General features: G+C 48.4%; 16 protein-coding genes. 9 read left to right on the top strand and 7 right to left on the bottom strand.

Annotated elements, in window-relative coordinates; genetic code table 11:
• The first annotated feature begins 9 nt into the window (after nucleotides 1-9).
• Complete coding sequence (locus QFZ48_RS16135; RefSeq protein ID WP_429062989.1) at nucleotides 10-843, top strand: sulfite exporter TauE/SafE family protein; 834 nt, start codon at nucleotides 10-12, stop codon at nucleotides 841-843.
• Nucleotides 844-853: 10 nt separating this feature from the next.
• Nucleotides 854-1249 (top strand): DUF1634 domain-containing protein, encoded by a 396-nt coding sequence (locus tag QFZ48_RS16130; protein ID WP_429062988.1) that lies wholly within the window; start codon nucleotides 854-856, stop codon nucleotides 1247-1249.
• A 2-nt stretch (nucleotides 1250-1251) separates the two neighbouring features.
• Here the strand turns inward: QFZ48_RS16130 and QFZ48_RS16125 are convergent, their stop codons facing one another.
• Complete coding sequence (locus tag QFZ48_RS16125) at nucleotides 1252-1644, bottom strand: acyl-CoA thioesterase (RefSeq protein ID WP_370912218.1); 393 nt, start codon at nucleotides 1642-1644, stop codon at nucleotides 1252-1254.
• 52 nt (nucleotides 1645-1696) lie between these two features.
• Nucleotides 1697-2494: a TerC family protein gene (locus tag QFZ48_RS16120; protein WP_429062987.1), complete on the bottom strand. Its 798-nt coding sequence runs from the start codon at nucleotides 2492-2494 to the stop codon at nucleotides 1697-1699.
• A gap of 185 nt (nucleotides 2495-2679) precedes the next feature.
• Here QFZ48_RS16120 and QFZ48_RS16115 point away from each other — a divergent pair, with 185 nt between their 5' ends.
• On the top strand, nucleotides 2680-3780 hold the full coding sequence (locus QFZ48_RS16115) for a fatty acid desaturase family protein (protein ID WP_370912216.1): 1101 nt from the start codon (nucleotides 2680-2682) through the stop codon (nucleotides 3778-3780).
• A 68-nt stretch (nucleotides 3781-3848) separates the two neighbouring features.
• Here QFZ48_RS16115 and QFZ48_RS16110 read toward each other — a convergent pair whose 3' ends face one another.
• Nucleotides 3849-4688 carry an AraC family transcriptional regulator gene (locus QFZ48_RS16110; RefSeq protein WP_429051102.1) on the bottom strand — a complete coding sequence of 280 codons (840 nt, stop codon included), beginning with the start codon at nucleotides 4686-4688 and terminating at the stop codon, nucleotides 3849-3851.
• A gap of 91 nt (nucleotides 4689-4779) precedes the next feature.
• Here QFZ48_RS16110 and QFZ48_RS16105 point away from each other — a divergent pair, with 91 nt between their 5' ends.
• Complete coding sequence (locus tag QFZ48_RS16105; protein ID WP_429062985.1) at nucleotides 4780-5844, top strand: SDR family oxidoreductase; 1065 nt, start codon at nucleotides 4780-4782, stop codon at nucleotides 5842-5844.
• A 1-nt stretch (nucleotide 5845) separates the two neighbouring features.
• Here QFZ48_RS16105 and QFZ48_RS16100 read toward each other — a convergent pair whose 3' ends face one another.
• Nucleotides 5846-6406 carry an RNA polymerase sigma-70 factor gene (locus tag QFZ48_RS16100; RefSeq protein ID WP_429051104.1) on the bottom strand — a complete coding sequence of 187 codons (561 nt, stop codon included), beginning with the start codon at nucleotides 6404-6406 and terminating at the stop codon, nucleotides 5846-5848.
• A 218-nt stretch (nucleotides 6407-6624) separates the two neighbouring features.
• Here QFZ48_RS16100 and QFZ48_RS16095 point away from each other — a divergent pair, with 218 nt between their 5' ends.
• The 5 genes from QFZ48_RS16095 (at nucleotide 6625) to QFZ48_RS16075 (ending at nucleotide 15748) form a co-directional block, all read left to right on the top strand.
• Complete coding sequence (locus QFZ48_RS16095) at nucleotides 6625-6993, top strand: hypothetical protein (protein WP_429062983.1); 369 nt, start codon at nucleotides 6625-6627, stop codon at nucleotides 6991-6993.
• Between the two features lies 1 nt (nucleotide 6994).
• Complete coding sequence (locus tag QFZ48_RS16090; RefSeq protein ID WP_429062981.1) at nucleotides 6995-7705, top strand: FecR family protein; 711 nt, start codon at nucleotides 6995-6997, stop codon at nucleotides 7703-7705.
• A 247-nt stretch (nucleotides 7706-7952) separates the two neighbouring features.
• Nucleotides 7953-11345, top strand: a complete 3393-nt coding sequence (locus tag QFZ48_RS16085; protein ID WP_429062980.1) for a SusC/RagA family TonB-linked outer membrane protein — start codon at nucleotides 7953-7955, stop codon at nucleotides 11343-11345.
• Between the two features lie 19 nt (nucleotides 11346-11364).
• Nucleotides 11365-13158, top strand: coding sequence for a RagB/SusD family nutrient uptake outer membrane protein (locus tag QFZ48_RS16080; protein WP_429062978.1), 1794 nt, complete (start codon nucleotides 11365-11367; stop codon nucleotides 13156-13158).
• Between the two features lie 127 nt (nucleotides 13159-13285).
• A complete protein-coding gene (locus QFZ48_RS16075; protein WP_429062976.1) occupies nucleotides 13286-15748 on the top strand; it encodes a PQQ-binding-like beta-propeller repeat protein in 2463 nt (820 codons plus the stop codon).
• A 322-nt stretch (nucleotides 15749-16070) separates the two neighbouring features.
• Here the strand turns inward: QFZ48_RS16075 and QFZ48_RS16070 are convergent, their stop codons facing one another.
• The 3 genes from QFZ48_RS16070 to QFZ48_RS16060 form a co-directional block, all read right to left on the bottom strand.
• On the bottom strand, nucleotides 16071-17162 hold the full coding sequence (locus QFZ48_RS16070) for a sterol desaturase family protein (protein WP_429051114.1): 1092 nt from the start codon (nucleotides 17160-17162) through the stop codon (nucleotides 16071-16073).
• A 159-nt stretch (nucleotides 17163-17321) separates the two neighbouring features.
• Nucleotides 17322-19643, bottom strand: coding sequence for an arylsulfatase (locus tag QFZ48_RS16065; protein WP_429051116.1), 2322 nt, complete (start codon nucleotides 19641-19643; stop codon nucleotides 17322-17324).
• A gap of 26 nt (nucleotides 19644-19669) precedes the next feature.
• Nucleotides 19670-21166 carry a SusD/RagB family nutrient-binding outer membrane lipoprotein gene (locus tag QFZ48_RS16060; RefSeq protein WP_429062974.1) on the bottom strand — a complete coding sequence of 499 codons (1497 nt, stop codon included), beginning with the start codon at nucleotides 21164-21166 and terminating at the stop codon, nucleotides 19670-19672.
• Nucleotides 21167-21178 lie beyond the last annotated feature (12 nt).

Below are 21178 nucleotides of genomic sequence, written 5' to 3'. Positions count from 1 at the left end.
TATCAACAGATGAATATCCTGATCTTTAGCTTAATACTCCTGGCGGGCGCCTACGTGGCCGGGCTTTTAGGCTCCCTCACCGGCTTGGGCGGCGGCGTGATATTGATTCCATTACTCACACTCGTATTTCATGTAGATATCCGGTATGCCATCGGTGCAGCCCTGCTGGCTTCTATTGCTAATTCTTCCGGCGCCGCCACGGCGTATATAAAAGAAGGCATTACCAATATACGCCTGGGCATGTTCCTGGAAATAGCCACCACCGCGGGCGCGGTGGGAGGTGCGCTGCTGGCAATATTCACTCCCGTAAATACTATTGCCATCTTGCTTGGGGTAGTGCTGATATTTTCCGCCGCTATGACCATCCGGAAAAAGCATGAACATGCGGAGCAAACGGGCAGTAAATTATCTTATCTCTTAAAACTAAACAGCAGCTATCCAACACCCACCGGGGAAGTGAGTTACAAACTTAAAAATGTAGCCGGTGGCTTCAGTATCATGCTGATAGCAGGTATGTTATCAGGCCTGCTGGGCATCGGATCAGGTGCATTAAAAGTACTGGCCATGGATAGCACCATGCGCATCCCTTTCAAAGTAAGTACCACTACCAGCAATTTTATGATCGGCGTTACCGCCGCAGCCAGTGCGGTGGTATACCTTCAACGGGGCTATATCGATCCCGGTATGGCCTTCCCGGTGGTACTGGGCGTATTGGGCGGAGCCTTTACCGGCGCCCGTTTGCTTACCTTCATCAACGCACGCACGCTACGGATCATCTTCTGCGCAGCCATCACATTTGTTGCGCTGGAAATGATCTATAACGGATTAAATCACCAGTTTTAATGAGGATGTTATGAATATATTTAAGAAAATGCTCGGCGACCGCGATATCGAATTACTCATCGGTAAACAACTGAGAACCGGGGTAATTACCGCCAGCTGCATTGCATTGCTGGGAGGCATCTTTTACCTCGTGCAACAGGGCGCTGCCAGCGTACCGGACTATTCGCACTTTAAAGGAGAAGACGCGGAATACACTTCTTTCCGGGGAATATTTCACGGCGTAGCTACCGGCAGCGCCACCGAGTTTATACAACTGGGTGTACTGGTGCTGTTGGCCACACCTCTCCTCCGCATCTTTTTTTCACTGATAGCGTTTGCCGTGGAAAAAGACAGGCTGTATGTGTTTATTACTACGTTGGTGCTGGGGATTATTTTGTTCAGTATGTTCGGCGGACTGAAAATATAATACTATTCTTCTCTCAACCGTTCATCGGTATACGTAATGGCTGTTCTGCCATGGGGAACCGGCTTTCCCAGTTCATCCACACTTACAAATACCATTTTATCCACCGTAAGAATGGTTTTTTGTGTAATCTTATTCCGCACCTGGCAGGTAAGTGTAAGAGATGTTCTGCCAAAATGCGTGGCCTTAATACCCAATTCCACAATATCACCCTGACGGGCAGAATTGATAAAATTAATTTCAGACATGTACTTGGTTACACATCGGTTGGTGCCTAACTGGATGATGGAATAAATAGCTGCTTCTTCATCGATCCAACGCAGCAAACTGCCGCCAAATAAAGTGCCGTGCGCATTCAGATCCTCCGGCTTTACCCATTTCCGTGTATAAAAATTCATGACCCGTATAATTTTATATCTTTCTCTCTTATTTTTTTGGAAGATGATAACGTTATTTTATTTCCCCCTTCGGAGGCATTTCAGCCTCATTATGCAGCTTCACCGGTTTCTCGGAACGCGATTTTACCTTCAGGTTCAGCACCTCGATAAATACAGAGAATGCCATCGCAAAATAAATATACCCTTTCGGAATATGCTGATCAAAGCTTTCCGCTAAAAGCGAAACGCCTATGAGCAACAGGAACGACAATGCCAGCATTTTCACCGTAGGATGCGTGTTCACAAAACGGCTGATAGATTCTGATGCCAGCAGCATGACGCCTACTGATACCACTACCGCAGCAATCATGATCTCAACATGATCTGCCATTCCCACCGCTGTAATCACCGAATCCAGCGAAAACACAATATCCAGTAACAGGATCTGCACAATCACCTGTCCAAACCTCATAGGTTTGGCGTTGGCGACGCCGTGTTCATCTCCTTCCAGTTTCTCATGGATCTCCGCAGTACTTTTATAAATAAGGAATAAACCTCCTACCAGTAAAATAAGGTCACGACCTGAAATGGCCAGCTTTCCAAGCCACTCCGTATTCTGCACACCAATCCAGTCGCCGATATTAAAAAGCGGTTTTATCAGCGACATAATCCAGCTGATCGACAGCAACAATAAAATACGTACAAACATGGCAAGTCCCAGCCCGAGGCGACGGGCCTTCTTTTGTTTATTTTCCGGCAGTTTCCCCGCCAGGATAGAAATAAACACAATGTTATCGATCCCCAACACTATTTCCAGGGCGGTTAACGTTAACAGGCTGACGAGCGAGTCAACGGTAAGCAGGTGTTCCATAATTGACAGTTATATAGATTATGTATGTGCAAACCCGAATATACTTCCTTTTTTGATAGTGATGAAATCTGCTAAACACGTGCTAAAAACATTTGTCGTAAATTGCGGGTACATACACTGATCAGCACTTCTCCCCTCCTGCTCGTTTTCTGTATCACAACACGTTTTCTGATTAAAATAATAATATGAAAAAAGAGGAATGGCATATAGTGCGCTTTGCTTCGCGCGGTAACAACAGCTTTATTGAATCTGCAAAGGCTGCAGTACAGGATTATTTTTCCGCTAACAACATCTCTGTGTATGCCAACAGGGAAATGTGGATTAAAACGATCGTAATGCTCGCCTTATATTTTGTACCCTATACATTGATGGTGGTGGGCCTCGGCGCAGGAAGCGTATGGCTGTACCTCGGTTTGTGGCTGCTCAGTGGTCTGGGTGTTACAGGCATCGGCGCATCCATTATGCATGACGCCAATCACGGCTCCTTCTCTCCCAAAAAGAGCATCAACAATATGATGGGACATATCCTGGAAATTATTGGCGGATATGCGCCTACCTGGAAAATACAGCACAACGTGCTCCACCACACGTATACCAATGTGTCCGGTCTGGATGAAGATATAGACAGTATTAAACTGCTGCGCTTTTCCCCTAATCAGCCACGCGCCTGGTATCACCGTTACCAGCACATGTACGCATGGGGCTTTTACATGCTCATGACCCTTTTCTGGATGACAGCAAAAGATTACCTGCAGGTACTGCGCTATAAAAGTCATGGTCTGCTCTCAAAACAAAAAGTTACGTTAAAACAGGCCATGTTCAGGATCTCCGTATTCAAAGTATTTTACTACGGATATATCCTGGTGTTGCCGTTAATATTTTCCGGAATGCCCTGGTATTGGGTGCTGGCAGGATTCTTCCTCATGCATTTCACCGCCGGATTACTGCTTGCCTGTATCTTCCAGCCGGCGCATGTTATGAGCTCTTCCGGGTATGCCGCTCCCGATGCAGACAGGAAAATGAAAGACAGCTGGGCCATTCATGAAATGGAAAACACCACCAACTATGCACCGCGCAGCCGTGTATTATCCTGGTGTATCGGTGGACTAAACTACCAGATAGAACATCACCTGTTTTCCGGCATCTGCCACGTGCATTACCGGAAACTGGCGCCTATTGTTAAAGAACAGGCGGCAGCCTTTAACATACCTTACCAGGTTCAACCTACCTTTATACGCGCCCTGTGGGAACATGCCCGCATGCTCAAAAAACTGGGCCGTCATTAAATATGCCATCATTAAATATAAAATGGGGAGCACCGCCACCGGTACTCCCCATTTTATTTATATTCCTATTACGCCAGCCCCTGTACCTGTTCGCGGTAAGCAGAAGGACTCATGTCATGATATCTCCTGAAAAATTTATTCAGATGACTCTGATCGTTAAATCCCAGTTCATAACTGATTTCTTTCAAAGAAAAAACACTGTAATGCAACCTGTTTTCCAGCAATTGTAATTTATACTGGTTCACATAATCCCGCAGCGTAGTGCCGGTTTGCTCCTTAAAAAAAGCCCCCAGGTAATGTTTGGAAAACCCAAACAACTCCGCCAGTTGCTCTACCTGGATATCATCCGCCTGGTGAATATGCTCGTGAATATAGTTCAGGATATGCGTTACCCGCGCACCGCTTTTCGGGCCTGCCTCCAACAATTCGTGATCCGCCACCTGTTTGATCATGGTAAACAACGCCTGCAACAAAAAGAAAACAGTATCACTGCTTTCCTGCCCGGCAGCTTTCCACTCTGCCGCCACCAGCTGTATCAATGGCTCCATACGCTGAATACCTGTCTTCATCATTTTCTTTTGCCGTGCCTGCAATAACAACTGATCCAGCTCCTGGTTCCAGCTTTGCTGCAGCCGCATATTGCCGGCGCCATGCAGGTACACATTGGTAAATTTGATAAAGGTAAACTCCGTAGGCACGGTAATCTCAAAATGATGTGCATCACAGGGCGCCAGCAAAAACAAACAGGGACCCTCATACGGGATATTCATCCCCGAAATGCAATGCGTACCGCTGCCTTTATGTATAAAGATGAGCTCAAAATGATTATGGTTATGCACCGGATGCTCCCACTCCCGGGCAGTAAAGTGCGACACTTTCAGGTATTCGTGTTGTATGTATCTCTTCATTCTTTAAAATATACCAATGAACCCCGCGGATGTACAAGTAATCCTGAACCCGCAACGCTGACCTTTGTACCGTTAAAAATACAACACAGATATGGAACAGCATAATAATAAGAAAGTAGCCCTGATAGCAGGCGCACAGGGAGTAATAGGACGCAATCTTATCGATTACCTGCTTACGCAGCCCAACTGGAATATCATTGGTTTATCCCGGAGAGGCGGTGCCGATACGGCTAACGTAAAACACATCGCCGTAGACTTACTAAGCCGGGAAAACAGTGAACAGCAACTGAAGCCACTTACTACGGTGACGCATATATTTTACGCCGCCTACCAGGACCGCGGCAGCTGGGCAGAACTGGTGGCGCCCAACATGACCATGCTCCGCAACGTGATTGAAGTGGTAGCCCCCATTGCCACCAACCTGCAACACATCAGCCTGATGCAGGGATACAAAGTATACGGCGCCCACCTCGGTCCATTTAAAACACCCGCGCGCGAAACAGATGCAGGCAGCTTTATGCCGCCCGAATTCAATATGGAACAACAACGTTTCCTGGAAGCATATCAACAGGACAAATCCTGGTCGTGGTCCGCCATCCGGCCCTCTGTAGTTGGTGGCTTTGCATTAGGCAATCCCATGAACCTCGCCATGGTGATCGCCGTATACGCCGCTATTTCAAAGGAACTTGGACTGCCGCTGCGCTTTCCCGGGAAACCAGGCGCCTACGATAAACTCATGGAAATGACCGATGCCGGCCTGCTGGCAAAAGCTACAGTATGGGCAGCCGAAAGTCCTGCCGGCGCCAATGAAGCCTTTAATATCAACAACGGCGACCTTTTCCGCTGGTCTGATCTCTGGCCGCGCATTGCCCGTTATTTTGGCATGGAAACAGCTGCACCCCTGCCGATGCAGCTCGACGTAGTAATGGCCGACAAGGAGCCCTTGTGGAATGCCATGACGGAAAAATACGGATTGCAATACAGTTATGCGGAAGTATCTTCCTGGAAGTTCGGTGACTTTGTTTTTTCGTGGGACTACGACTTTTTTGCCGACGGCAGCAAAGCACGCCGCGCAGGTTTTGGAGAGTTTGTAGATACGGAAGTTATGTTCCTGGAAATCTTTGAAAATTTTAAAAAGATGAAAGTGATACCCTGAACTATGCTTTCTCCAATGTGAAATTTACGGCAGCCGTAAGGCGTTTCATGGCAATAGCCAACTGGTTTTCCACCGTTTTAACCGAGAGGTTTAAAATGGTGGCTACCTCTTTATAACGAAGGTCGTATTGCTTTACCAGGATGTATACCATTTTGCATTTGGGAGGAAGCTGTTCGATGGTATGCTCCATTTTGCGGATCATCTCCGCAGAAATCATCAGTTGCTCCGGATCGCTTTCAAAGGCAATTTCCAGCTTATCTTCTTCTGCAAAAACTACCTGCCGGGAGCTGGCCTGTTTGCGCATATGATCAATCGCTTTATTTTTCGCTACCACAAACAAGTATACCTGCGGATTTTTTATGTCCGTCAGTGATTGCCTTTTTTGCCAGCAATACATAAAAACATCGTTCGTTATTTCTTCCGCCACCTCTTTATTACGGGTAAGCGAAAAAGAAAAACGTAACAACTTGATGAAGAAATGATGATAGAAAGCTTTGAAGGCCGCCTGATCATTGTTCACCGTGATGTTTTTAAATAATTCATTGATTGTACACTGATCCATCCCTTTTAAGCCACTGATATTGGTTGCAATAATATATAACGCAGATTACGCTAAAGTTAACAAAATAAATTATCCCGCAATTTATTTTTAAGATCCTCTTTTGGGGAGCCTGGAATGCTGATATCTGCCCGGATTCCGGGGAAAGAAAAAATTTGCCGGCAGCTTTGGGGGTTTTTCATTTTCTTTTCGTCCTTCTGATATAATATGGATAAAAATAAATGATCGAGCGCAACCGGGTAAATATATTGATGGCCAGGAAAGTATCGGGAGAGGCCACCGCAGCCGACCTGAAAGAACTGGAAACATTGCTGATGCAGTTTCCGGAGCTGCAGTACGCCTTTACTATTGTCAGTGATATCAGTTCCGTTAACAGTGCCAGGGGGTTTTCCCCGGCGGAGGAAGAACAGCTGGCCAGCGAAGGAATGGACCGCATCAACCTGTTCCTTCAGCAGGATCAGGAGCAGCCTCCCGCCAAACGGCTGATTCCCTGGCGGATGATCAGTGGTATTGCCGCCGGCATCGCCCTGCTCATCGCCGCATATACCCTGTGGCCGGCCATGCCGCGCAAACAGGCTTTCCCGCAATGAGGTGGTCACCAAAACCGGCTCTAAAACCAGCGTGGTACTCCCTGATGGCACCAGCGTAATACTCAACGCCTGCAGCCGCCTCCAGTACGACGCCACCCGCTTTCTGAACGGCGAGCGTGAAGTGAATCTGACAGGTGAAGCCTACTTTGATGTAAAGCACGACCCCGCGCACCCGTTCATCATCCAATCCGGTAACATCAATATCCGCGTACTGGGCACCGTATTTAATGTAAAGGCCTATACAGAGGATGCTACCGTGGAAACAACCTTACTCAGCGGAAAAGTGGAAGTGAATTTCCCGGATAACGATCATTCCGGAACGAGGAAAACCATACAACTGCAACCGGAACAAAAGTTAATCATCGGCACAAAAGAAAACAAACAAATACCCGTAAACAGAAAAACCAATTTTAGCATTACACCGGTAAAAACAATCGCTGTTGCCGGCGCCCCTACAACAGCGGAAAAGCCAGCTACCGCCTGGGTGAACGACCGCTTCGACTTCGACAATGTCACTTTTGAACAATTGTCGCACGACCTGGAACGCTGGTTCAACGTAACCCTGCGTTTTAAAAACGATAAATATAAACACGAAGTATTTACCGGCGCATTCCGGAAACAAAGTATTGAAGATGTATTGCAGGCATTACAACTGATGTCTGGCTTTCATTATGAGGTGAACACGAAAGAAAATGTTATTTACATATGGTAAAACACAACATCCAAACGTCATCTATGGCTTGATAATCCACTGATTTTTCTTATTGCAGACAGCAAATAAAAAAAGGGAAATGCAGCAACATTCCCCCTTTTCAAAATGCTGGCTGAACAATGTAAACCGATTTCCTTACGATCTGGTAACGGCTCATTATTTAACCTAACGAAACAAATTTATGAAAAAAAGCTATTGGTGGCCTTCCCATATTCCCCAGCGGAATATGAGGAAACTATTATTGCGTATGAAACTAACCTCCGTATTGCTTTGTGCCGGGTTCTTACAACTAAGCGCACACGGGTTTTCACAGGAACGGATCAGTGTTAATTATAACAATATTAACATTGGTAAACTGCTGACTGTCATCGGGCAGAAAAGCGACTACACTTTCGTGTACAAAAGCGCCAGCATCCCCGACCGGAAAATCTCTATCTCCATGAAAGACGCTCCGGTAGCGGAAATCCTGGACAAGGCGCTCGCGGGCACCTCGCTGGGGTATAAAATCATGAAAGATAACCTGGTGGTAATCCTGGAAGCAGGTGAAACTGCACAGAATGTTCATATAAGAGGACGGGTAACCGATGAAGCCGGCAACCCGCTGATTGGCGTTACCGTGCTGGTAAAAGGTACCACCCAGGGCGCTAAAACAGATACCGAAGGCCGCTTCACCCTGGAAGCGCCGGAAAATGCCATCGTGGAATTTACCTACGTAGGCTACGAAGCCCAGCAGATGAAAGCACGCGAAGGCGCTACCTTTAACATCGCCCTGAAAGCCAATTCCAGCGGCCTTAATGAAGTAGTGGTAGTGGGTTATGGTAAACAGAAAAGAGCTAACCTCAGCGGCGCTGTAGACGCCATCTCTGGTAAAGAGCTGGAAAGCCGTCCCATCGCCAATGTGGGTAACGGCCTGCAGGGATTATTGCCCAACCTGAATATTACTAATAACAACGGCCGCGTATCTTCCGCACCAAAATTCAACCTGCGTGGTTTGACTTCCATCAACGGCGGCGACCCCTTCATCCTGGTTGATAACATCCCCTTTACCAGCGACGAAGTATCGCGCCTCAATCCCGCCGACGTGGAAAGCGTAACCACCCTGAAAGACGCCGCCTCCGCCGCGATCTATGGCGCCCGCGCCGCTTTCGGAGTAGTACTCATTACCACCAAATCGGGTAAAGACAGCCGGCTCCAGATGAATGCCAACACCAACTACGCCGTGCGCACACTGGGCCTGGTACCCAAAATCATTACAGACCCGCTCACCACCATGCAATACAAGCATGATGCCGCCACCCCGCTGTATGACCTTTATCCCGCTGCCGACAGGGCCTATGCAGAAAAACTGGCCAACGACCCTTCTCTGCCAAGAGTGATCGTAAGCCCCACCGATAAAACAAAGTATGCCTATTACGGATCTACCGACTGGCTCCATGAAGTATACCAGAAAACAGCGCCCGCCTATAATGCCAACTTCAGCATTTCCCGCGGAGATGAAAAACTGAATTACTACTTCTCCGGAGATTATTACAAACAGGATGGAATGCTCCGCTATAATCCCGATCAATATACGCGCTATAACATGCGTGCAAAAGCTACCTATACCATCAACGACCGCGTGAAGTTTGGCAGCAACACCATGTACACCAACACCACCTATTCACAACCCGCCAATACCGTTGATTACTTATTTTTTCATAATGCCAACCGCACACCTTCTTTATCCGTACCCCGCAACCCGGATGGTACCTGGACATCCGACGGCGCGGCCTTACTGGGCAACCTGCAGGATGGCGGCCGCTCTGCAGATACCTGGAGCGAATTTATGACCACCTTCAATGCAGAAATAAACCTGGTAAAAGATGTGTGGACGCTGAAAGGAGATGCTACCTATCGCCGCGGAAATAATGTAGGTAAATCCTATACACTGCCGGTTCCTTACAGCAACGGTCCCGATCAGCCAACCCAATATACCAACGGCAACCAGTCGTCTGCCAACAACAGTACCAATGAACTGAAGTATAATGTGTATAACATTTACACCGACTTCCATAAAACATTTAATAAAAAACACGCCGTTGGCGCACTGGCAGGGTTTAACCAGGAATACCACTACACGAATATATTTAATGTAAACAGGCAGGGACTTATCAGTACTCAATACCCCACCCCGCAACTGGCTACCGGTAATATCACTGAAAAGCAAGCCATCGAAGACTGGGCCGTAAGAGGTATTTTCTACCGCCTGAATTATACTTACGATGATAAATATATTGTAGAAGTAAATGGTCGTAATGACGGATCATCGCGCTTCCGCGCCGATAACCGCTGGGGCTTCTTCCCGTCCGCTTCCGCCGCCTGGGTGATCTCCAAAGAAACATTCTTCAGTAGTATTAAAGGCATCGACCTACTGAAACTCCGCGGCTCCTATGGTTCTCTCGGCGATCAGCAATGGAAAGCTTACGGCTACATGCCACTCATGTCCGCCGGAAACATCAACTCCGTGTTGAATGGTCAGCTGCCTATCGGCGTATACGCACCCACGCCGGTTACCGCCACCTACACCTGGCAGTCGGTAAAAACGGTTAACGGCGGTATCGACTTCAGCATGCTGAAAGAAAGATTATTTTTCAGCTACGACCGCTACACCCGTTACACCAACGGCATGTTCGCCAAAAGCCAGGAACTGCCCAACGTATACGGCGCCCCGGCTCCAAGAACCAATTCTGCCGACCTGAAAACACGTGGATGGGAAATGACCCTTTACTGGCGCGATCAGTTTAAAATCGGTAACAACGATTTCGGATACGGCGTGAAATTACTGGTGGCCGACAGCCGCTCCTTTATTACCCGCTTCACCAATCCTACCGGTACCCTCGCCAACTATGACGCCGGCTCACTGGAAAACCGCAACTACTACAAAGGACAGGAAATAGGCGACATCTGGGGCCTCGTTACGGAAGGATTTTTCCAGAATGAAGACGAACTGAAATCACATGCCAACCAATCCAAAGTAGGTTCCGACGACCAGCAGTACCAGTTCTATGTGGGCGACCTGAAATTCAAAGATCTCAATGGCGACGGCTCGGTAGACTATGGCGATAACACCATCAGCAACCCAGGCGACAGGAAGATCATTGGTAACAACCAGCCACGCTTTCCTTACAGCATTGACCTCACCGCTTCCTATAAAGGTTTCGATTTCCGCGCCCTGATCCAGGGTATTGGGAAAAGAGACTGGTACCCCAACCCAGGTAACCACTACTTCTGGGGCGTATATGCACAACCGTGGACAAACGTACAGGTACACAACCTCGATCGCTGGACATCCGAAACACCCAATGGTTACTTCCCGCGCCTGAAATCATATATCGCGGAAGATGCTTCCGAACTAGGCGCACCACAAACCAGGTACCTGCAGAACGCTGCATATACCCGTCTTAAAAATGTTTCCATCGGTTACACTATTCCAAAGTCCATCACAGAGAAGTATAAGATCTTCCGCTTCCGTGTTTATTTCAGTGCGGAAAATATCTTTACCATCTCCCATCTGAAAGCGAATATCGATCCCGAAGGACTGGACGGTTCTGTATATCCCTACCAGAAAACATACTCGTTCGGATTAAACCTGAACTTTTAATTAATTCAAACATCGGAACATGAAAAATAAAAGGCTTTATTTATCACTCATGATATTGGGCTGTGCAGCAGCTTCCTGTAACAAGGACTTCCTGCAACGCAACCCTCAAACGGAGATTTCACCGGAAGCATACTTTAATTCACCACAAGATCTGAATACCTACATCAACGGCTTATACGATGATAATCTTTCCGCGCCGTATGATGATAACAATTCAGATAACGTTTCCGGTAACACCGGCAGCGAAATGGACAAACTGGTGCACAACACCCTCGATGCAACTACCGTGGGCGGATGGGACGACTGGGACCGGCTGCGTGATATCAACTTCCTGCTGGACAACGCCGGCAAAGCAAAAGGAGATGCAGCCGATATTAATCACTACATCGGTATCGCCCGTTACTTCCGTGCCAGATTTTATTTTGAAAAGATAGCTACCTATTCTGATGTGCCCTGGTACGGCCACGCATTAACAGATGTGGACCCGGATCTGTACAAAGGTCGCGATCCGCGTTCCGCAGTAGCTGATTCTGTGCTCGCCGACCTGCAGTTTGCCGTGGATAATATTAAGGTAGATGATAAAGACAACGGTACCCGCGTAAATAAATACGCTGCCCTGGTGTTAATGTCCCGCTTCTGCCTCTTCGAAGGAACATTCAGAAAATACCACGAAGAAGTAAAACTTGCGAACACCGCAGACGCATTTCTCCAGAAAGCAGTATCAGCAGCTCAGCAGGTAATAAGCAGTAACCGCTATGTGATTTACAACACCGGTAAAGGTGGAGAAGATTACCGCGCTTTGTTTTCCAGCCTTTCATTAAACGGCAACAAAGAAATCATTCAATGGAGAGATTATCCGCAGAGCCTGGGTAAGGGAAACAATACCCATACCGTACTCGGATGGACCTGGTCGCTCAGTCAGAGCCTTGTTTACAGCTACCTGATGAAAGATGGCAAGCCATTCACTTCACAACCAGGCTATGATAAAATTGGTTTCACGGCAACTTTCAGGGACCGTGATCCCCGCCTGGCGGAAACGGTGGCCTACCCCGGCTTTTCCACCACGCAGGATAACAATGTGTACATTGCAAAACCGAACCTCGGCGCATACGACCAGCTGAAATTTTATCCGCGTGATCCGAAACAACGCCAGGGATGGGAAACCAACTACACCGCTTTACCCGTATACCGCTATGCGGAAGTACTGCTGAATTTTGCCGAAGCAAAAGCAGAACTGGGCACCCTCTCACAGGCCGATCTTGATGCATCCGTAAACCTGCTGCGCCGCAGGGTACAAATGCCTGATCTCAACCTCGCTGCCACCAATGGAAACGTAGATCCGGTGCTGAATGCAGCCTACCTGGTAAGCGGACCCAATAAAGGCGTGCTGCTGGAAATACGCCGCGAAAGAAGAGTGGAACTGGCCTGCGAAGGACTGCGCCTCAAAGATATCAATCGCTGGAAAGCCGGGGCACGCCTCCAGGAAGCGCCACAGGGCATGTATGTTCCCGCACTCGGCGGCATTGATATGACCGGCGACAATGTAGCCGATATCGCTATCCTGCCCAATACTACAGATACCTCATCTATCGCCGGGTTACCCGCTGATGTAAGAGCAAAATTGTCGCGTTTCTATCTCATGGATAAAACCGGGGAGAATAACTTCTACCTCGAAAACGGCACCAACGGTCATATTAAATTTACTGCCGACCGCGCCGGCCGCACTTTTAAAGATCCGCAGTACTACTATCGTCCGATACCCAAACAACAGACGATACTGAATGATAAACTGAAACAGATATTCGGCTGGTAAACCGGATAAACAGTGATGAACCAGGATTACCATGATCCATGTTTTGCAGTGATATTATTCCCGCAACAACATGGATCATGGTAATCCTTTTTAATACCGCCATCATGCTTATAAAATAAATCCATTCATGAAGCATTTACTCTTACCCCTCCTCATCGTCTGCAGCCTGCAAATGTTGATGGCACAGGGATTTTCCGGCAAGGTGTTTATAGACAATAATACCAGCGGACAGCCAAACAACACAGGAAAAGGACTCGCAGGCGTTCGCGTATCCGATGGACTGCACGTTACCATCACCGATACCAACGGTAACTATCACCTTCCGGGCCATGCGAAAACAAGGTTTATATTTATCACCACGCCGGCCGGATACCGGTTCACCAAAGCATTCTATATACCCGTGGACAGCGCCTTGCGGGCTTACGACTTTGGCGTGCAGCCTGCAAATAAAGCCAAAGCTGCTACCGCGAAATTCGTACGGCTCACCGATACCGAAACCTACCAGTTCAACAGCTGGATCACCGATGCAAAAGAATATGCACACAATGAAAACGCTGATTTCATGATCCATACCGGCGATATCTGCTACGAAAAAGGCATGGCATTCCACGCACAATATATTAATATCCGCACCATGGGGTTACCCGTATATTACTGCATCGGTAATCACGACCTGGTAAAAGGTCCGTACGGCGAAGCACTGTATGAATCCCTGTTTGGCCCGGTATGCTATTCCTTTGACGCCGGCCCCGCCCACTTCATTGTAACGCCTATGCGCAACGGTGATTATCAACCGTCTTACACCGTGGATGATGTGGTACAATGGCTGAAAAATGATCTCGCCAATACCGCACCGGAAAAGCCCGTGATCATATTCAATCACGACCTGCTCACCTATGATACGCTGTTTACCATCCGCTCAAAAAACGATAGCATCAACCTTCATGAGCACCACCTCAAAGCCTGGATCTATGGTCACTGGCATATTAATTTTGCCCGTACCCACGGCAACACCGGTATCCGCTCCCTTTGTGCAGCGCCGCCTCCCGGCGGCGGTATCGATAACTCCGCTTCCAACTTCGATGTAATCGGCGTGGATAAAAACGGGCTTTCGTTTGTACAGCGGCGTTATACCTATGTACACGATCAGCTGGTAGCGGTATCGCCATCAGCAGCGGGCATCGCTTTCGACCAGGATAAAATGGTGATCAGTGCAAATGCCTATCATACATCTTCGCCGGTAAATAAAGTGCTGTTCAGCTTATTCGATAAAAAAGGAAATCTCGTAAGGCAGGTGCCGCTGCAACCCCGCACCGATTGGAACTGGTTCGCCACCACCGCTATTCCCGGCAGCTGGTTAAACGGCGTATATACGGCTACGTTAGAAGCTACATTAGGCACCGGCAGGGTGCTGTTCCGCAGGGATACTTTTACACTGGCAAAAAATATCTCTGTAAAAAATAACGGTAACATAGCCGACTGGCCGGAAGTATTACAGAACATACAACGTACAGGCGTTACCGGTATACCTACCGCCGGCCCGCTGCATTTAATCTGGACCGCAAACGTGGGAGGCAATATCTGGAAATCATCTCCCATCTGCGCAGCAGGTAAAATATTCACAGGCACTATTGATGATGAAGGCAATCACCATAGCAGCATCACCGCACTGGATGCACAAACCGGCAAACAGCTGTGGCAATTCCCCACCGGCAACTCCATTAAACACAGCATTAGCTACCACGATGGCCTGTTACTGGCCACCGATGCAGAAGGCGTTACCTGCGCCCTTGATGCCGCTACCGGTAAATTACGGTGGAAACATGCGGGCGATTTGAAAAACCTGCCCGCCTATAATTCTGCCGGCGCTATCCATGAGGACGTTTATTACACCGGCGCAGGCAATTACCTGCAAGCCCTGGATATCCATACCGGTGAGGTAAAATGGACCAACCACGACTGGACCGGCGGCGAAGGCACGCCTGCAGCAATGGCCATCCACAACGGGGTGCTCGTTACTTCCTCCAACTGGAACCACCTGTTTGCACACAATGCCGCCACCGGAAAACTACAATGGAAACGCAGCGATGAAGGTATCCGCTTCCGCAGCGGCACACCCGCTTTCTTTGACAACCGGCTGTATGTACACGGTATCAACAAACTTCATATCCTGGATCCTGCCACCGGGAAAACAACAGACAGCATTCCTGTTACCGAAGATCTGAAAACCATGACAGCGCCGCTGGTCACCAACCAGTATATCATTACCTGCACTGCCGCCGGTGGTATGCTGGCCTTCGACAAAAAAACAAAAAAGGAACTGTGGCGCTTTGTACCGGGAGAAGCCCTGTTTTACTCAGCGCCCTACTCTTCCCCTTCTTCCGCTACTATCGAATCTACACCGTTACTGGCCGGCAACCGCCTCATTGCAGGCGCGTCTGACGGGTATGTATATGTGGTTGACCTGGCTACGGGGAAAATGATCAGTCGATTTAATACCGGCGCGCCCGTATTTGCCGATATGGCCGTGTATAACGGCATGCTGTACGTGGCAGATTTTTCAGGAAACGTGAATGCGTTCCGGTTATAAGAATAGCTATCCGGTACAAAAGAGGATATCTCCGTTAAAAGAGATATCCTCTTTTTATATATCAAATTATTACGCTACGAATATATCGGGCTAAGCAAAAAGTTACTGGTAGCCACCTATACCCAGGGGCAACCCGCGAACTCCGGCACACTTGATATCTATAACGTTCCTGACATCAATGCATCTTTACAGCTGTATAAATCATATACCGGAATGGGTAAAATTTCCTGCATCGCCTACCGCGAACGGTAACATCTCCATTAAAAAAGAAACCGCTGCAAACAAATGTTTGCAGCGGTTTCTTTTTGCTATATCCAATACGCTATACTGCTTCTGCGTGTACAATCGCCGCCACAGGCGGCGCTACCACCGGAACCGGTTCTTCTGTTACTTCATCTCCTACCACCGGCCCGTTATGCGCCAGCTCACTGCCTTCTTTCTTCGATTTAAAAATAGGCCATAACAACTGTGCATACCATTCCTCTTCTTTATAATGTTTCAATCCGTAAGCACTTGGATACTGACGGGTAATAATACCAGTACCAAAAATGATGTCCCAGATAAAAAACATATTCCCGAAGTTGCCTTTGTAGTTCCCTATGCCATCATCTGTGGTATCTGCATGGTGCGCATGATGCGTGGCCGGCGTTGAAATTAAACGCTCCATGATCCAGCCTATAGGATTGAGCCACCGGATGGTATAAAACGGCTTATCCCATTTTAGACTGGAATGCGCCGCAGTAGTAATCAGCGATTTTATACCGCCTACGAAAAGCGCCGGGTAGCCAAGACCCAGGTAGGTCAGCGTAACCGTCAGGTAGATCTGCGAAAAGAACGCCGTGTAAATAATATTCTGCCTGCTCGTCATAGCCATACCCATATAAGGCGCGGAATGATGCGTGCGGTGAAAGCGCCATAACAGCGGCAGCTGGTGATGCAGCCGGTGATACCAGTACTGCGTAAGGTCATCGGCAACAGCCATGATGGCAATACCCCACCAGAAAGGTACCCAGGCAAACGCATTCTTTGCATCCGGTAAAACAAATGGCAATAACTTCAACCCGAAATAAGCAATCATCGGACGCAACACAATTTTTGGAAGTATAAAACATACGATATCCAGTGTGCGTTCATTTTTTGTCCACTTGTTTTCGTACAGTCCTACCGAAAACTCTATCACCCCTACTACCAGCATAATAGCGGGTAACCCCCACGTTTTAAGATTATTAAATACCGCATCCAGGAGTACCGGCGCCCGGAAGGAAAGATGCTCAGAAGTGGCGTTCAGCCAAGGTTTGCTGCCACTGATATAAAACGACAGAAACATGAGCCCTATCGGCAATACATATAGCAGTAAACTAATCAGGGAGTCCTTCAGGATCACCTGCGTCTGCGTTTTTGCTGTTGTTGTCATACTTTATCTTTTTTATGTGATCAGTGATGTTGATTAAATAAAAAGTGTATCAGCCAGATGCTACCAGCAATAATTACCAGCGGTATCAGGAATATCAATATGCCGATGGCAATTTTTTTTGTTATTAAAACAAGATCTGCTAACGTCATAATAGTGCATTTAAAGTGATGGATGTATAATTTCGATATGGTTAAGTTTACCGGTAAAATTGTAAGGCGACTTATACAACGGCGATACTGCAGAACCCTGGTCCCGACCTACATCCAGCCCTTCATCATAAGGCGAAATAGTAGCATCAGCTTTGCTGATGGCCCGTTCTGCCACCTTTTCATCATTGATGTATAGTGCCTCTGTTCCCGCCGGATCTGTGAGTCGCAATGCCGGTGTGTACGTCAGTTCATAGCGGAGTATAGCCTTACCCAACGGAAGCGCCTTACCCGAAGTAAGCGAAGTGAGTTGCCCGTTGTTGTTATGCACCGCCTGCAGTTTTCCTCCCTGTACAAAAAATGTAAACCCTGAAAAACGCCCGCCCGTACTTAATAACACGCCTTCATTCTTTGCATCACTCAACTCCACATCTGCCTTAATGATAAACGATTGCTCTGAAAGAAAGGGAGCGGAACGGGAAGGCACCTGCGTGATACCCGGGTATAATACAGCGCTGGGGCGGCTATCCAATGGTCCCCTGGTAAGGATAGCCGGTGTAAGACGGGTGGTATCTCCCAGCAGAGGATACACTTTATACTTCCATGCCTCTGTGTCAAAAAGACTTTGCAACTCTTTCAGCTTCGCCGGGTTGCCGGCGGCCAGATCATGTTGTTCATTAAAATCTGTATTCAGATTATACAGTTCCCAGGTGTCTGTGGTGAACGGCGTACCCCGTTTGTGGCTCACAGCAGCTTTCCAGCCATCTTTGTAGATGGCGCGGCCACCGGATATTTCGTAATACTGAACGTGATGCCTGCCAGGCGCCTTTTCATTATTGATCGTGTAAGCCAAACTAATGCCTTCCAGCGTATCCTGCGGATAACCATTGATCACTTTTGGTATTTTCAACCCGGCAATTTCCAGCACGGTAGGCGTCACGCTGTTTACATGCGAATACTGCGTACGTATGCCTCCTTTTTTGATCAGCTTTGGATAGAAGATCACCAGCGGATTACGGGTACCGCCTTCACTGTTCGCATCCTGTTTAAGATAACGGAAAGGTGTATTCGCCGCCTGCGCCCAGCCCACCGGGTAGTTGGGACCGGATTCCGGGCTTCCTATCTTCTCATATAAACTATCAATATCCTTTATCCTGCGGTCGTAGTTCTCGGTAAACAAACTGCCGTCGATATACTCATTAATGCCATGCACATGGCCGCTGAGTCCTCCTTCCTTGCTGGCGCCGTTATCTCCGATAATAAGCACGATCAGCGTATTATCCAGCTGTTTCGTATCCCGCAGGTAGTTTACCAGGCGTCCTACTTCATAATCCGTATGGGAAAGAAATCCGGCGTACACTTCAAAGAAGCGGGAAAACACTTTCTTTTCAGTGGCGGAAAGTGAGTCCCACGGCTTCACGCCCGGGTTGCGTGGTGGCAGGGTGGCATCCTTTGGCACCAGGCCCAGCGCCTTCTGACGCGCCAGCACCTGCTCGCGGTATACATCCCAGCCGGCATCAAATTTACCTTTGTACTTATCTATCCAGGCCCTGTCTACCTGGTGAGGCCCATGTGTAGCTCCCGGAGTAAAGTACAGGAAGAAAGGTTTATCGGGTGCAGCGGAGTGCTGTCCGGCGATGTAGGAAATCGCTTTATCTACCAGCACTGTTGTAAGATGTTTCCCCTGCAGATCCGGTTCTACCTTCACCGTGTTTTCCCAGAGCGCCGGTGTGTACTGATCGGTTTCCCCGGCCATGAATCCAAAGAAGGCATCAAACCCGCGCCCTGTAGGCCAGCGGTTAAAAGGCCCTGCCGGTGTAAGATCCGGGCTGGGCGTTACATGCCATTTACCAACGGCATAAGTATTATATCCGTCTTCTCTTAATATCTCCGCTACGGTACCTTTTTCAAACGGCATATAACCGTTATGTCCCGGCAGGTTCACCGCGGCATCAATCACGGTAGGCACATTCACCGAATGATGGTTGCGGCCTGTGAGCAATGATGCACGCGTAGGCGAGCAGATAGCAGTAGTATGAAAGTTCGTATAGCGCAGGCCGTTATTAGCCAAACTATCAAAAACGGGCGTTTCCACTAGTCCGCCAAACGCGCTGCTGGCACCCCATCCCACATCATCCAGCATCACATAAATAATATTGGGGGCGCCTGCCGGGGCAACCGGGTTAAAAGGCGCAGGGGTAATAACTGATTGTGCAAGCGTGGTACCTGGCTTTCCGGCATAGCTTTTCTGCGGGCTGTACTGCGCATAAGCGCCCGATGCAGCGCCCAGCAGCATCAACGAAATGAAGGATCCGGAAGAGGTTGAAAATTTCATGTCTTATTATTTAGTTGGCTGATAGTTTATTTGTCCCACCACAAAGCAGGTGATTGATACCCCGATCCCGCCGGGGTGTTTTTATTCAACGATTGTTCATTCTGCGGGTAAGGAATCCTGCGTGGTATTTGTCCATTCGGATTGGCAACGCTGGTGGCGTTCTTAGCGAGCGGCAACGCCGGGTAACCTGTTCTGCGGTAATCCGACCACGCCTCCGGCTGCAGGAACAATGCAATATATTTTTGGGTGATAATCGTATTCAGATCATTGCCGGAATCGCCGCTTAATATAGCCTTCGCCGTTATATATGCCTGTTGCTTCTCCGGTGTGGCATAAGGGTCCGCACTATTGCTGATTACCCGTTGAAAAGACGAACGTATCGCCGCTTCCAATGCTGTTTTAGCTAAAGGATCTGCGGGGTTTATCCTCCACCGCGCTTCCGCCTCCAGGAATTTTGCTTCTGCAAAACTGCTGATCACCACCGGCGAAGTAGCTGTTCCATAATAGCTGCCGATCACTGAAAAGGCGCCAGGCACGCCTGGAGCGCTCCCCCGGTAGGTACTGCTGCCCACAGGGTAAGGAGTCGCGAAATATGCCCGTCTTGGGTCTACCAGCAGCCCTTCCGGCTTAGTGGGATCATCTGTTACAGCGTTTCCGTTCAACAGGTTTACAAAAGAAGCGCCCAGCCCTATCCATCCCGGCCTGTTGGTATTTTGCTGATAGAAAGGATTCGCATTTGTGGTGGATGCGCCGAATAACACCAGCGCATCTCCGGAGTTGTCAGCTATTCCCCTGTAGCGGGCGCCGTCATACAATGCGTTCAAGGTGGCTTGTGCGGCAGTGGTGCTGTTTATTTTAGTAAGATGTATCGCGAAACGTGCTTTCAAAGTATACGCAAGCGATTTCCACCGCTCTATGTTACCGCCGTATATCACATCATCTGTGGCCGGCAATGCGCCCAGGTTACTGGCCGCCGGTAATGAAAGCTCTGCGATAGCGGAATCCAGCTGCTCCTGCAGCGATTTATAAATATCCTCCTGCTTGTCATATACGGGGTTGGTGATATTGTTGCCATACAGGGATTCTTTATAGGGAATATCTCCAAAAAGATCTGTTAAAGTGCCGTAAGTATATACGCTCAACACCCGTGCAATACCGCTGTAATAGGGCAACTGCTGTTGCGTTGCGGTGGTTCGCACAATCTTCAGTTCATCCAGCACCTCTACATAAAACCCCCGCCAGGTTTGGTTAAAGTACTGGGTGGATGAAGCGTAGTTATCAAAGGACGCGGCATCGCCGTTGGCGCCGGAAGCCTGTTGGATATAAATGTTGGCAATCAACCCGGCATTAACGCCCAGGTTAAAGCCCAGCGCTACTTCCGCGCCAGTTAACACCGCACTGACGGATACCTCCGTAGAGGCGTTAGGGTTAACATTGGTATCTTCAAGCGAGCAGGAAGCCTGCAGGGCTAACATACTCACTGCAATAAATAAACGTCCGATATTAGATGGATATATTCTCATTTTGCTGATTAC

The sequence above is a fragment of the Chitinophaga sp. W2I13 genome (assembly GCF_050434005.1).
Lineage (GTDB): Bacteria > Bacteroidota > Bacteroidia > Chitinophagales > Chitinophagaceae > Chitinophaga.
Note: the sequence above shows the minus strand (reverse complement) of the source record. Positions and strands in the feature narration are given on the sequence as shown.